Annotated in this window: 11 protein-coding genes; 6 read left to right on the forward strand and 5 right to left on the reverse strand. The window is 51.8% G+C overall.

The genetic code is table 11. The annotated features are described in order from the left end of the window. Nucleotides 1-303: 303 nt before the first annotated feature. Together L2725_RS07085 and L2725_RS07090 are read left to right on the forward strand one after the other, a co-directional pair. Nucleotides 304-2,487, forward strand: a complete 2,184-nt coding sequence (locus L2725_RS07085; RefSeq protein WP_249248299.1) for a TonB-dependent receptor plug domain-containing protein — start codon at nt 304-306, stop codon at nt 2,485-2,487. A gap of 31 nt (nt 2,488-2,518) precedes the next feature. Further along, on the forward strand, nt 2,519-3,073 hold the full coding sequence (locus L2725_RS07090) for a TlpA family protein disulfide reductase (protein WP_249248300.1): 555 nt from the start codon (nt 2,519-2,521) through the stop codon (nt 3,071-3,073). Between the two features lie 23 nt (nt 3,074-3,096). On the opposite strand, the gene L2725_RS07095 is transcribed toward L2725_RS07090, so the two are convergent. Next, nucleotides 3,097-4,014 (reverse strand): DUF808 domain-containing protein, encoded by a 918-nt coding sequence (locus L2725_RS07095; RefSeq protein WP_249248301.1) that lies wholly within the window; start codon nt 4,012-4,014, stop codon nt 3,097-3,099. Nucleotides 4,015-4,176: 162 nt separating this feature from the next. Here L2725_RS07095 and rpiA point away from each other — a divergent pair, with 162 nt between their 5' ends. Continuing rightward, nucleotides 4,177-4,836 (forward strand): ribose-5-phosphate isomerase RpiA, encoded by a 660-nt coding sequence (gene rpiA, locus L2725_RS07100; RefSeq protein ID WP_249248302.1) that lies wholly within the window; start codon nt 4,177-4,179, stop codon nt 4,834-4,836. Nucleotides 4,837-4,891: 55 nt separating this feature from the next. On the opposite strand, the gene recJ is transcribed toward rpiA, so the two are convergent. The 4 genes from recJ to brnQ form a co-directional block, all read right to left on the reverse strand. Beyond that, nucleotides 4,892-6,616, reverse strand: coding sequence for a single-stranded-DNA-specific exonuclease RecJ (gene recJ, locus L2725_RS07105; protein ID WP_249248303.1), 1,725 nt, complete (start codon nt 6,614-6,616; stop codon nt 4,892-4,894). 89 nt (nt 6,617-6,705) lie between these two features. Further along, nucleotides 6,706-7,425 carry a bifunctional protein-disulfide isomerase/oxidoreductase DsbC gene (dsbC, locus tag L2725_RS07110; protein WP_248935196.1) on the reverse strand — a complete coding sequence of 240 codons (720 nt, stop codon included), beginning with the start codon at nt 7,423-7,425 and terminating at the stop codon, nt 6,706-6,708. Nucleotides 7,426-7,589: 164 nt separating this feature from the next. Next, nucleotides 7,590-8,510, reverse strand: coding sequence for a site-specific tyrosine recombinase XerD (xerD, locus tag L2725_RS07115; protein ID WP_249248653.1), 921 nt, complete (start codon nt 8,508-8,510; stop codon nt 7,590-7,592). Between the two features lie 111 nt (nt 8,511-8,621). Beyond that, a complete protein-coding gene (brnQ, locus tag L2725_RS07120) occupies nt 8,622-9,923 on the reverse strand; it encodes a branched-chain amino acid transport system II carrier protein (RefSeq protein ID WP_249248304.1) in 1,302 nt (433 codons plus the stop codon). 707 nt (nt 9,924-10,630) lie between these two features. On the opposite strand from brnQ, the gene L2725_RS07125 reads away from it, so the two are divergent. The 3 genes from L2725_RS07125 to L2725_RS07135 all read left to right on the forward strand — a co-directional run bounded on the left by L2725_RS07125 (nt 10,631) and on the right by L2725_RS07135 (nt 14,141). Beyond that, nucleotides 10,631-11,287 carry a tRNA1(Val) (adenine(37)-N6)-methyltransferase gene (locus L2725_RS07125; protein ID WP_283164223.1) on the forward strand — a complete coding sequence of 219 codons (657 nt, stop codon included), beginning with the start codon at nt 10,631-10,633 and terminating at the stop codon, nt 11,285-11,287. Between the two features lie 107 nt (nt 11,288-11,394). Next, nucleotides 11,395-12,624 (forward strand): ATP-dependent RNA helicase SrmB, encoded by a 1,230-nt coding sequence (gene srmB / locus L2725_RS07130; protein ID WP_248935199.1) that lies wholly within the window; start codon nt 11,395-11,397, stop codon nt 12,622-12,624. 305 nt (nt 12,625-12,929) lie between these two features. After that, nucleotides 12,930-14,141 carry an efflux RND transporter periplasmic adaptor subunit gene (locus L2725_RS07135; protein ID WP_249248306.1) on the forward strand — a complete coding sequence of 404 codons (1,212 nt, stop codon included), beginning with the start codon at nt 12,930-12,932 and terminating at the stop codon, nt 14,139-14,141. The last annotated feature ends 1 nt before the right edge of the window (nt 14,142 follow it).

A 14,142-nucleotide genomic window follows, 5' to 3' on the forward strand; every position in this document is an offset into this window, starting at 1 on the left:
CCCAGTTGTACCGGTTGTCTCCCCCATAGCCTCCCTTCATTTATCCTGGTTGCTTGCGTAACAACATGCCCTCTCATACCTAAGCCATAGTGCTGCTCTGGTTTCCTTCTCGTCCCTCAGGTTTACTGTGGACCGCTAATTTAGCGATATCAGCAACACTTTGTGACACTTGTCAGACTTTCCAACCATAAAACAACAAATTCACAAAGCTTTTATTGATCATGATAACCATTATCATTAACCTTTAAATCCGCAATACACCCCATACGCTAAATAACAATATCAACAGAAGAGACTGGATCCATGTTCACAAAAAGCACCCTGGCACTGGCTGTCATCCTGGCCATGCAATCCCCTTTGGTTGCAGCACACAGTAAAGAGACCCGTGCCGCGTCCCAACAGCAAGCCGCAGAAGAAGAAATGGAAACCATTGAAGTTCGCGGTGTACGCCAGCGCCTGGAAAAGGCCGGAGTACTGACCGACAGCATCATGAAAACGGAAATCGTCAGTGCCGAACTGATTGAAAACAAAAATGCCGTCAACCTGACCGAAGCGATTGACAACACTCCCGGTGTGCGGGTTTCCAACGAATGCTCCATGTGCGGGGTAAAACGCATCATGTTGAACGGTCTGCGTGGCGAACAAACCACGCTGCTGGTTGATGGCCTGCCGGTGCATGCCATGATTGCCGGCTACTATGCCGTGGATGCCATTCCCACTACAGGGGTAGACCGTATTGAAGTAGCCCGCGGCGCCGGTGCATCCCTTATCGCCCCTGAAGCCATAGGCGGCACCATCAACGTCATTACCAAAACCGCCACGGAGAATGCTGCCACAGTGGATGTTTCTGTGGGTGAGGATGGTAACCGCAAGATAGGTATTCTGGGGACAGGTATCAGTGAAGACGGCAAAACCCGCGCGACTTTAATTGCGCAGTACGATGCCAGAGATCAGGTAGATGAAGACAACAACCTGGTGAACGAGGCTCCCTCTCAGGAAAACCGTACCTTTACCGCCCGACTATCCCATGATCTGACAGATAAGGACAACCTGACCCTGAGGTACTCCAATGTAGACTCAGAAATTATTGGCGGTCCAATGATTGGCGCTGAGTTTGCTGATGGTGTGGCCAGCAGCATAGGCACAATTATCGCCGGTTACGACGGTGTCGATTCTGATCTGTTGTTTGATGGCAGCGACGTACGCAACGACTTTGTGGGTAAAGCCTGGGAAACCACAGAGTGGATCCATACTCAGCGTGATGAGGTGACCCTGAGTTGGTTGCGGGAACTCAATGATGACCTGAACATGACGCTGTCAGGTGTGTACTCCGACCACAGTCAGGATTCATTTTACGAAGGCTTTCGTTACTACGCCGAAGACACCATGATGTACTTCGACGCCAGATTTAACTACTTTCTCAACGCCAGTCACCTGTTGACCTTTGGCGTCGACCACAGAACCGAAGAGATGCGATCTCAGTCCAGCGGCGAAGTGGCAGCACCCGATAAGTATGTGTCTGACTCCTTCGACTATGACACTCTGGGCTTCTACCTGCAGGACACCTGGCAAGCGACTGACGCCCTGGAAATCGCCATGGCGCTGCGTTACGACAACGTTCAGGCTGACTTTATCGACCCCAAGAAGCCGGGTAAAGAGATAGACAAGTCGATTCTCGCCCCACGGGTCGACATTCGCTACAGCCACAACGACGAGTGGACGTCACGTCTCTCCGCCGGTCGCGGCTACCGCGCGCCACTCTCTTTCTTTGAAACCGACCACGGTATTCTGGATGCGGATCTGGGCTTTGCCATCGACATCGATGAACTGGAGCGTTCCACGTCTGCCACCTACGCCCTGAGCTATGCGGGCAATGACCTGACCATGACCACTTCGTTGGCATGGACTGAAGTTGAACACCTGGCCAGCCTGACAGAAACCGACGAAGGCATTCCGCTGCTGACGCAACTGGATGAGAAAGCGGCTGTGACCACTGCGGATATCGCTCTGGGCTATGACCTGACTGACGACCTGACTCTGGGCTTTACCGCGGAAGGTTTCTTTTATGATGACGCCTTTAAATCCTCCTACGCCATCGCCCCGGTAGAAGAACGACTGACCCTGAATGCTGATTATCTGATTGGCGGCTGGGATATCTTCGCCAATCTGGTATGGGTCGGCTCCCGGGATCTATCTGAATACGGTTATGAGGGTTACAACCAGGTTGATGGCAACGGCAATGTGATCGAAAGCTCCAAAAAGTCCACTGACGCTCCCTCCTACTGGACACTTGATCTCAAGGTGACCAAGGCGATTACCGACAATATCGATTTCTATGCCGGGGTTAACAACCTGTTTGATTACACCCAGGTGAATGAGGGGGAAACTCCACTGTTCTTCGACACTGATGGTGGCTATGACGTGGCATATATCTGGGGCCCTCTGCGCGGCCGAGAAGTCTACGCAGGCTTCAAAGCTGAATTTTAACCCAGGCAGATAACAGTAAAAGGACAGTTTGATGCAAAACCCCGGCAGCAACACCAATGGCCATCACGGCCACTCATCAACAAGACAGTCGCCATGGACAGGCCTGCTGTCACTGACGGTGTTGATTCTAATGCTCGGCGCGATCGCTCCCCGCGCAGTGGCACTGGAACTGCTGGGGTTTGAACATCAAAGTCTAAGTGACGGCAGTATCAGTAATCTCAAGCACCTTAAGGGCAAACCCACACTACTCATGTTCTATGAGCCTGACTGTCCCTGGTGCTTTAAACAGGGCAGAGCCTTTAATAAGCTGCTCAGCCACTGTGGCGAAGAGTTGCAGATAGTGGCACTTGGCACCCATGGTGACAAAGCCAGTCTTAAGCGTGAACTGTGGAAAATGAAGCCTGACTTTCCGGGTTTTATCGCCGGTCAGGAGATGATCAACTCTGTTGGAAACTTACCTGCTACGCCAATGACACTTGTTGCTGATAGCAATGGTGAGTTTATCAGTTACATGAGAGGTTATATTAAGCTGGAGACCCTTGAGCCCCTGCTGAAAAAACAGCTGGGACTCATCTGCAAAGGGTAATCGGAAAGCGCTATCGAGTGCTTTCAGTGTGCCGCTTTACCGCGGAGCTTATTCACCAAAGAGACCAGGATTAACGCGCCGATACCTGCCACGACGCCAAACAGGGCATTAAGCACAGTCGGCATGATATACGCCAGCACAGGACCTGCCACAGCGACAGACTCTACGCTCGCAGCCAACTGAGCAAAATACTCAGCCACTGAGTGCATGCCGTGCACCAGAATTCCGCCCCCCACCATAAACATGGCCAGCGTGCCGACAACCGCCAATAGTTTCATCAGCTTTGGTGCCGCCGCCAGCAGCATATTCCCCAGCCATTTGGCCCCGGAGGAAGCTCCCTCCTTACTCACCAGATACAAGCCTGCGTCGTCCATTTTGACAATGGCCGCCACCAAGCCATACACACCTATGGTCATGGCAATGGCGATAATGCTCAGGGTGACCAGTTGCGTTGTAAAGCTGGCATCCGCCACCACCCCAAGAGTGATGGCGATAATCTCGGCGGAAAGAATGAAGTCGGTGCGAATAGCCCCTTTTACCTTCTCCTTTTCCCACGCCTCCAGATCCAGGTCAGCCGGAAGTTCCTCTTCAGCCTTCAGCTCTTGATGAAACCAGCTGTGGTAGAGCTTCTCTACCCCTTCAAAACACAGAAACAGGCCACCGAACATTAATAAGGGCGTAACCAGAAATGGCGCAAACGCACTGATAAGCAACGCCGCCGGCACTAAAATCGCCTTATTGATAAATGAGCCCCTGGCTACCGCCCACACCACAGGTAGCTCCCGCTCTGCACTGACACCGGTTACCTGCTGGGCATTAAGCGCCAGGTCATCCCCCAGCACCCCGGCAGTTTTTCGGGCAGCCACTTTGCTCATTACCGCCACATCATCCAGCACAGCGGCAATATCATCCAATAAGGTCAATAAACTCGCACCGGCCATAGTTTCCCCCAAAACTTATCATTGGCACTGATAGATAAGAACTACTCTACTCCATCACTGAGTCCAAACATAATGATTGTATTTTCATAGAAAAATACCTAAGCACACTGCAATGCGGGTTATAATACGCGCCATTTCCCGGCTCCATTTGGAAGGACTAAGATGACTCAAGACGAAATGAAAAAGGCGGCGGCTCAGGCGGCCCTGACCTATGTTGAAGAAGGCAGTATTGTAGGTGTAGGTACCGGCTCAACCGTTAACCACTTTATCGATGCACTGGCCAGTATGAAGGATGATATTGAAGGCGCAGTTTCAAGCTCTGAAGCCTCCACTGAGCGCCTGAAAGCTCTGGGCATTGAAGTCTTTGACCTGAACAGTGTCAGCAACCTGTCTGTCTATGTGGATGGAGCCGATGAGATCAGTCCCCATATGGCGATGATCAAAGGGGGCGGCGCCGCCTTGACCCGGGAAAAGATCGTCGCTGCTGTCGCCGACAAGTTTATCTGTATCGTCGATAACACCAAGCAGGTGGACGTACTGGGTGAATTCCCGCTGCCGGTAGAAGTGATCCCTATGGCTCGCTCCTATGTGGCGCGTCAGCTGGTTAAGCTGGGCGGTGACCCGGTTTACCGTGAAGGTGTGGTCACAGACAATGGCAACGTGATTCTGGATGTTTATAACCTGAAGATCCTGAATCCAAAAGAGTTAGAAACCCAGATCAACGCGATTGTTGGCGTAGTAACCAACGGCCTGTTCGCCGAGCGTGGCGCAGATGTACTGCTGGTCGGTACCCCTGAGGGCGTACAAACACTCAAAAACTGATCCCGCTCAGTTTGTGCCTGAAAGAGATGCGAGTATGCTCGCATCTCTTCCTTTCTTAACGGGGCTCCAGCTGCTCCACCAGCAGTTGTACCGATTGATTCCCACGGAACTCATTCACGTCCAGTCGGTAAGCAAGACGGACATGCCCAATACTGGCATCAGGCCAGGTCTTAAGGTCCACATTAAACGCGATGGCATCGAGCATGGCACCGCCACACTCAGTTTCCACCACCATCTTCAAATGCTTTTCACCCACAACACGTTGCTGAATCAGACGAAAATAACCATCAAATAGCGGCTCTTCAAACGCCTGCCCCCAGGGACCGGCGCTTCTCAGCATCATGGCGATATCCAGATTCATCATATCAGCGGATAGCTCACCATCACTGAGGATCTCTCCTGTCAGTTGCTCCGGCTTAAGCAGCGCCTTTACCGCATCGTCAAAAGCGTTGGCAAACTCCTGATAGCTATCCGCCTTCAAACTCAACCCTGCAGCCATAGCATGACCACCGAATTTGGTAATCATGCCCGGATAACGAGCGTTAATCAGCTCAAGCGTATCCCGCATATGCAAACCTTTAATAGAGCGGGCAGACCCTTTTATCAAACCTTCACCTGCATCAGCGAAAGCGATAACCGGTCTGTGATATCTGTCCTTGATACGGGATGCCAGAATGCCTATCACCCCCTGATGCCAGTCGTCCTGAAACAGCGCGATACCCCAGGGCAACTCACTCTCATTAAACTCCATCGACTCCAGGCTTTTGAGCGCTTCTGCCTGCATTCCGGTCTCAAGTTCCCGACGTTCAGCATTCAAACCATCCAGCTCCGCCGCCATGCGACGGGCTAAATGGATGTCTTCGCACAGCAGGGTTTCCACCCCCAGCGCCATCTCATCCAGACGACCGGCTGCGTTCAATCTGGGACCCACGGCAAAGCCAAAGTCAGAGGCCACCATGCGTTGAGGATTGCGCTTGGCTACATCCAGCAAAGCCGTGATCCCGGGGCGGCAGCGCCCTGCCCGCACCCGCTTAAGCCCGGCTTCAACCAATATTCGATTGTTGGCATCCAGCGCGACCACATCCGCCACTGTACCCAAAGCAACAATATCCAATAAGGTCGCCAGATTAGGTTCGGCAATACCTTGTTGCGCAAACCAGCCCCGGTTCCTGAGCTCGCCACGAAGAGAAGACATTAAATAGAAAGCAACGCCTACTCCGGCAATGGACTTGCTGGCAAAGTCACAGCCATGCTGATTGGGGTTCACAATGGCATCCGCATCGGGCACTTCTGCGCCGGGCAGGTGATGATCGGTCACCACCACTTTCATGCCAAGGGCTTTGGCGGCTGCCACACCCTCGATGGAGGAGATGCCATTATCTACAGTGATAAGCAATTGGGCTCCCTGACTGTGAGCCACAGCCACAATCTCAGGACTCAGCCCATAACCATAATCAAAGCGATTGGGGATCAGATAGCTCACGTCCGCAGCGCCCATCATACGCAGTGCCAACATACAGACACTGGTACTGGTGGCACCATCGGCATCGAAATCACCCACAATAAGGATTCGGGCATTATCGGCCATGGCATCGGCCACTATGGCAGCGGCTTTATCCAGTCCCAGCATGGTATTAGGCCTAAGTAAACCAGCCAGCTCAAGTTGGCACTCATCGGGCTGAACGCCTCTTCTGGCGTATAGCTGTCGCAGCAAGGGCGGCAAGGAGGGAGAAAGATGACTGTCATCAACCTGAGGACGGCGAACGATATTGTGGATCACGGGAGAATTCCTGCTGGCCGAAACAAAGCGAACAAGATAACAAAAAGGTGAGCCACTGGCTCACCTTTTTCGCGGAGTTAACACTGTTATCAACGGGTTTCCAGCATACGCAGCAAAGAATCTGCAGGTTGGTAACCCGGGATCAGAATACCATCTTCCAGTACAACGGCCGGGGTACCTGTTACCCCCAGAGTGCCACCCAGCTGGTACTGCTCAGTAATCTTGGCATCACATTTCGCTGTAGGGACCCGCTTGCCATTCTGGGCGTCGTTCATCGCCTGCAGTGGGTCAGCAGCACACCAGATAGAACGCATATCCTCAGCATTTTTGGATGGAACACCCTGACGAGGGAACGCCAGATAACGCACTGTAATGCCGGCGTCGTTGTAGTCCTTCATCTCATTGTGCATCTTACGACAGTAACCACAGGTCACATCGGTGAATACAGTGATCACATGCTTTTCATCTTTGGCCTTGTAAACCAGCATGTCATCTTCAAATTCTTTGATCATCTCTTTGCGTGGGCCAGCCAGCGCTGCATCAGTCAGGTTCAGCATGCCACGGTCCATGTCATAGATATTGCCGTGAACCAGCTTGGAGCCATCCTCAGTCACATAGATAACACCACGGTCAGTCAGAGCCTGATACAAGCCAGAGATAGGCGATGGCTGCAGGTCGGCAACTTCCAGACCCAGAGTGTCACTGAGCTTTTGTTTAAGCACATCAGCGTTCTTGATATCTGCGGCCTGGGCAGCAAAAGCTGACATCACCAAAGCAGCGGTAAGCGAAATCGCACGGGTAAACTTCATTATCAATCCTTAGGGCTTATCGGGTTCCGTATCGCGTCTATAAAACAGAACCTTGTTTGGGCAGAAAAATTACAGAGAGATCCGCGGAAATGCAACTTGTCTGCCGGAATAAACTGTATGCAACTTTGACAAGGGCGACAGTTTGCCGGGAAATGTGCGAGCCATCATCCCCTTGGATGATGCTGGCTATGCAGTTGTGCCAATCGCAACTTAGCGACATGGGTGTATATCTGGGTGGTCGACAGCGAGCTGTGACCCAACAGCAGCTGTACCACGCGCAGATCGGCGCCATGGTTCAACAGATGTGTGGCAAAAGCGTGCCTTAATGTGTGCGGCGACAACTCACCCTGAATATTTGCCCTGAGCGCATAGAGTTTAATTCTGTGCCAGAAAGTCTGGCGTGTCATCATCTGGCCTCTGCCTGAGGGAAAAACCACATCTGAAACGCGACTGCCAAGCAGCAACCCTCTTGCCGAACTCAAATAGTATTCCAGCGCCGCAGTGGCAGGCTCGCCCATGGGAACCAATCTCTCCTTCCCGCCTTTACCCACCACTCTGACCAACCCCTGACGCAGACTGACCTGCTCCAGCGTCAAGCCCACCAGCTCTGTCACCCGCAGACCTGTGGCATACAATAGTTCCAGCATGGCCTGATCACGACACTCTAAGGTATCTTCAGGGTCAGGCTCAGCCAGCAACAGCTCTACATCCAGCTCAGACAAGGTCCCCGGTAATTTGCGGTCCAGCTTTGGGGCGGCGAGATCAACACAGGGGTCCTGATTGATCTGCGACTTCTCCAGCAGAAAGCCGTAATAGCGCTTGATAGCACTGAGCACCCTGGCGCTGGAGGACTTGGCAAACTCCTGGTCCTTTCGCCACTTCAGATACAACTGCAATTCACGGCGGGAAGCTTCCTTCATCTGTAATTTGCGTCCAGCCAGGAAGCAGGCCAACAGCCCCAGATCGCTGCGATAAGCCGCCAGCGTGTTGTCACTTAAGCCATTGACCGACCATAGTTCATCGAGAAAGCTCTCAATTGCTGCCTGACTTTTGCTGAGTACTACAGGGTCGGCTTGCTGTCTCAATTCCGACGTGATCTCTTTTAATTTTGTCTGTTTTGCCAAAGCGTTTTCCAATGATGCCGGATACAAAAAACGACGCCTGAGCGTCGTTTTATTATGTTGCTATACAGTCGATTATGCCACTGTCTCAGCCTTGACTGGCTTTTTGATAAACAGACAGATGAACATAGTGAGCAGGGTCGGCAGCAACCAGGCCATACCTTCAGCATACAAAGGCAGGAAGTTCAGGAAGCTGGTATCAAGCCCAGCCACTTTCAGACCATCAAAGATACCGAATACCAGAGCCACAGACAGAACCAGACGATGAGAGAATTCAGGTCTGGCAAACTTCTGGGTCAGGAAAGTCACCAATACCAGTGCGATAGCCACTGGATAAACGGTTACCAGCACAGGAATACTGAAGTTAATCAACTCTTTCAGTCCCAGGTTAGCCATCGCCATACAACCTGCACACATCAGCAGCACCCAGATGCGGTAACTGATCTGTGGCAGCAGTTCATTAAAGTACTCCGAACAGGCACTCACCAGACCAACTGCAGTGGTCAAACAGGCCAGAGTCACCACGCTCGCCAGCAAGATAACGCCGGTATTGCCAAAGTAGTGGGTCACATATTGAGTCAGCAGTTGACCACCAGTCTCAGCACCAATCGCCAGATCACCGGCAGTGGTGCCAAGATAGAACAGAGACAGATAAACAAAGGCCAGACCACCGGCAGCAATCAGCGCTGCACGAACCAGGTATTTGGTTTGAGTTGCCGCCTCAGTCACCCCTTTCTTGCGCAGGATATCAATAATCAACATACCGAAAATTAATGACGCTAAAGTATCCATGGTGTTGTAGCCCTCAAGGATACCTTTAGTCAGTGGAGAGCTGGCATAGTCTCCCTGAGGCACCCCCGGCTCAGCACCCGGCAGAATAAATACTGACACCGCCAGGCCCACCAGCAGGAAAATCAACAGAGGGGTTAATACTTTGCCCACGCTATCGAGCAGGTTACCCGGGAAAGCTGACAACACCATGGTGATCAGGAAAAAACCCAGGGTGTAATACAGCTGACCATTGGTGGCATCGGCTGACAAAAATGGCAGTGCGCCGATTTCAAAGGCAACCAGACCAGTACGGGGCGCAGCGATAATAGGACCTATGATGAGATAGATAGAAACAGTAAGAGCCGTTGCCGCAGCAGAAGGCAGGAAAGCTGTCACTTTACCGTTGGATTTGGCGATGGCAATCAGACCTACCAGCGGCATACCCACGGCGGTCAACAAAAAGCCAATCATGGCAGGCAGTGTGTTGTCACCTGCCATATGCCCTGCGAATGGCGGGAAAATCAGGTTCCCGGCGCCAAGAAAAAAGGCGAAGGTCATAAAACCCAGACCTATGGTATCTCCCATTGTCATTTGCTTGTTTTGCACAAAAACTCCCCACTTATTATTGTTTGGATACTGAACACCCCTGAATCAGCGAATATTGTTCAGACATTCCTTATGTTTTTTTAACCAACTTAAGTCATCGACTCTGGATATGCCAGCCGGATCGCCGACACCGCAAACCAAGCGTAAACATTAAGTTACAGCGACTATTCGCCTTATTCAGACCTTTCCTGGTGATATTTTGTGCAAATTTATCGTATTTGATGACCGCACGCTGGAATCGAATTCCTGTCCCTGTATCTCCCCGAGCTAAAACCCCAATATATTGTGTTTTGCCGGGCGGTCACATTTATCAAAGTTAATCCGGAATGACAATACAAAAACTGGCCAAGCGAGCAGAAATGCACCACACAAAAACAAGGTGTTAACACCAACCCAGGTAGTTCAACACCTTGCCTGTAAGCTGATGTCTGCAAAGCTGATTTTCCAGCGCCATAGCCCACTACTGGTAAGACCAGAATTTAGGTCGTAGAGCATCTTCAGCCAGCTGATAACTCCCCCGAACACGCAAACTGAGACAGGATTATCAGGCTCTCGTGCCGCCTATTCGCGACTAATACCCGGTGGCTGAATTTAACACTGGAGAAAGCGGCCAACACTGGCTACAATCCGCCCTCATTTTTCCGTCGGGTTCGTTATCAGTGCCATTCACTTTTAAGCAGTTCCATATCGATGATCAGGGTTGCGGAATGCCCGTCAGCACGGATGCCGTGGTTCTGGGTGCATGGGCGCCATTGACTCAGGCAAAGCAGATTCTGGATATTGGCGCTGGCAGTGGTTTACTGAGTTTGATGGCAGCGCAAAGGTCAACGGCCCATATCACAGCCGTAGAAATTGACGACGCTGCGATTCAGGCGTGCCAACGAAATATCGATGCCAGTCCCTGGGCCGACAGAATCAGTTTAATTGCCGGTGATATCAGTGAGATTGCTACGAAGCAAAGTCAGCGGTTTGACCACATCATATGTAACCCGCCTTACTTTGAAACGGGCCCCCAGTCAGACAAGACAGGCCGGGCTACGGCCAGGCACACGGATAAACTGACCTTTGCAGCACTGACCCGAGCCTTCGATGGACTCTTGTCTGAACAGGGCAAAATCACCCTGATAATGCCGATTGAATCCCTGGCAGCCTGGAACAAGGCGCTTGAGCAGACACCACAGCTGACACTATTGCACCAATGCGATGTGGTCAGTGTTCGGGGAAAAGTTGCCAAACGTGTGCTTTTACTTCTGGGTCGAAATAGGGCAACACCAGTTCAAAGCCAGTTGGTGCTCCGGGAGCCCAACAACAGCTACAGCCAAGAGATGATAGCCCTGACCCGGGACTTCTATTTGTTTATGTAATGGAAACGGCGAGTCCGCTTTTTCCACGCAGGCCCCGCGCTGATCAAATTGGTATTCCCAGTCAGCGGCGAATATAATGGCGGCCGATTATTTAAGAGATGCAGCCAATGCAATTTGAAGATTTTGATCTCGACCACAGCTTGCTTGAGTCGTTAAAAGCTATGGGGCATAAAACCCCCACCACAATCCAGAGCAAAACTCTGCCATTGGCGCTGGAGCAGCGCGACATTATGGCCAGTGCCCCAACCGGTACAGGTAAAACCGCCAGCTTCTTGCTCCCTGCTCTGCAGCATCTGATCGATTTTCCACGCCGATTCCCCGGCCCAGCCCGGGTATTGATCCTGACCCCAACCCGTGAGCTGGCCAGTCAGATCCATCGCTATGCCTGCCACCTGGCAACCGATATGGGCCTGGATATCAATATCGTCACAGGTGGCGTTCCTTATGGTCCACAGGAAGAGGCTCTTGCGGGCAATGTGGATATTCTGGTCGCAACTCCCGGCCGCCTGGTGGAGTATCTGGACAAGCGGAAATTTGATGCTCAGTCAGTAGAGCTGCTGATTATCGACGAAGCAGACCGTATGTTGGACATGGGCTTTAATCAGGTGGTACAGACTCTGGCGATTGAAGCCCAAGGCCGTAAACAAACCATGCTGTTCTCTGCCACTTTGGAAGGCTATGGCGTGCAGAAATTTGCCGCCGACCTGCTGACCAATCCTGAACGCATTGATGCCGACGACCTGCCTCGCAGTGAAAAAGCCAAGATCCATCAATGGGTGCATCTGGCTGACAGCCGCGAGCACAAATTCGCGCTGCTGTGTGCCTTGCTGAATAAAGAAGAGGTCACCCGGGCAATTGTGTTCTGTAAAACCCGCGAAGTAGTAGCATCGCTGGAAGGCCTGCTGCAACAAGCGGGCATTCAGGCATCATTCCTGCGTGGCGATATGGACCAAAAACGTCGTTTCCAGGCGTTGGGTCGCTTTATCAAAGGTGAAGTGAATGTGCTGCTGGCTACCGACGTGGCCGCCCGTGGTATCGATATTGACGATATCAGCCATGTGATCAACTTTGATATGCCGCGCTCATCCGATGTATATGTTCACCGTATCGGCCGTACCGGCCGCGCTGGTAACAAGGGCACCGCTATCTCTTTGGTTGAAGCCCACGATATGCGTATTCTCGGTAAGGTTGAGCGTTACATTGAGCAACCGCTGAAGCGCCGCTTTGTTGAAGGACTGCGTCCCAAGCACAAAGAAGCCAAGGTGCCGACCAAAAAGAAGCCTAAAGAGAAGGCAAAGGCCGCTGCCAAACGTGCCAAAAAAGCGAAAAAGAAATAATTAAGAAAGGGCTGCACTGAATGCAGCCCTTTTTATTGGTCAGTCAGGCCATGACGAATATTTACACAGCCAAAAACTCCCTCTCTAACTTCCCATTCCCCCATACATTGCTAATACCATGAAATGAAATCAAAAATTAACAACAGCAAAGATATTGCGCGCCGCACTTTATCCAGCGAGTCCTGCTGTCGCTATTAATCGACACCAAAGGAAACATTTTATTTACAAAAAGAGATTTAAAGCCTTCTGCTGGTTTGATAATTTAGATAACAATTCAATATTCAGGCATGGAGCCACCCCCTAGTATGTTGATCACAATTCTCCGGCGTGTACTGCCTCCCCTGTTAATCATCGTCGTTTTTATCGGCCTTGCTATGTTACTTATGATGACTCGCGAAGAGCCTGAAAAGAGGGAGGAGGAGGTCAAACTCACAGTGGTTGATGCCCGCAACGCCTCCCAGCAAAGGGTGTCACTGAACCTGCCCTCGTACGGCGTCGTAGAGCCCAAGCACAAGACACAATTGGTTGCGGAAGTGACCGGCAGATTGCTGACCATAGCGCCCGAGTTTGTCGCCGGTGGCGTAGTCAAAAAAGGCCAGCAACTGGCAATGATAGAGCAGTCTGACTATGAAGCAGACCTGGCTCAGGCACAGGCTTCTCTTGCCCAGGCGCAAGCCGCATTGGAAGAAGAGATTGCCCGTGGCGAAGTAGCCAAAATCGAGTTCCGTGATTTCGACAATGGTGTACCTCCTGAACTGGGCCTGCGTAAGCCTCAGCTCAAGAAAGAGCAGGCCAATGTAAAGTTTGCACAGGCCGCGCTGGACAGAGCCAAGCGCAATCTGGAACGTACGGTCATCCGCGCGCCATTCGATGGCATAGTTAAAGCCCGCAGCGTAGACCTTGGTCAGTATGTCACTCTGGGCACCAATCTGGGTGAACTCTTCAATACCGATATTGCAGAAGTACGGCTGCCATTGGCCAATTCAGATTTGGCTTACCTGGAGTCCGTGGATAATCCGGACACTGAGGTGGTGCTAACCGCGGATCTTGCAGGCCGCCAAGTCACCTGGCAGGGCAATATAGTGCGTAGCGAAGGGGTCATTGACGCGGGTAACCGTATGGTCTATCTGGTCGCAGAAGTAGAAGACCCGTACCTGCATGGCAACAAGAGCCTGGGCGAATTGCCATTGAAATTTGGCACCTTTGTCAATGCCACGATTCGTGGCCGAACTGTAGAAGGCATTGTTAAGCTGCCACGCCATCTGGTGCGCAACAGCGAAGTCGCTATGGTCAAAGGTGACAACACCATAGAGATGAGAGTCGTCAACGTGGTTCGCACCGACACCAATCATGTTTATATCAAAGACAGCATTAAAGATGGGGAGCTGGTTTCCTACACGCCAATCAACACCCTTGAGGCCGGAGAGGAAGTCAAACTACTTGGGCAGGAGGATAGTTCAGGCAGACAGGGAAAAGACACCCAGGAACGATTGGCAGCCGCTGAGGCACAGGAGTAAT

The sequence above is a fragment of the Shewanella corallii genome, from assembly GCF_023349125.1.
Classification (GTDB): domain Bacteria; phylum Pseudomonadota; class Gammaproteobacteria; order Enterobacterales; family Shewanellaceae; genus Shewanella; species Shewanella corallii.

Coding starts and splice junctions, on each gene's coding strand:
- dsbC (WP_248935196.1), bottom strand. CDS start 7,425: ATGAAGTTTACCCGTGCGATTTCGCTTACCGCTGCTTTGGTGATGTCA.
- L2725_RS07085 (WP_249248299.1), top strand. CDS start 304: ATGTTCACAAAAAGCACCCTGGCACTGGCTGTCATCCTGGCCATGCAA.
- L2725_RS07090 (WP_249248300.1), top strand. CDS start 2,519: ATGCAAAACCCCGGCAGCAACACCAATGGCCATCACGGCCACTCATCA.
- L2725_RS07135 (WP_249248306.1), top strand. CDS start 12,930: ATGTTGATCACAATTCTCCGGCGTGTACTGCCTCCCCTGTTAATCATC.
- L2725_RS07095 (WP_249248301.1), bottom strand. CDS start 4,014: ATGGCCGGTGCGAGTTTATTGACCTTATTGGATGATATTGCCGCTGTG.
- L2725_RS07125 (WP_283164223.1), top strand. CDS start 10,631: ATGCCCGTCAGCACGGATGCCGTGGTTCTGGGTGCATGGGCGCCATTG.
- srmB (WP_248935199.1), top strand. CDS start 11,395: ATGCAATTTGAAGATTTTGATCTCGACCACAGCTTGCTTGAGTCGTTA.
- rpiA (WP_249248302.1), top strand. CDS start 4,177: ATGACTCAAGACGAAATGAAAAAGGCGGCGGCTCAGGCGGCCCTGACC.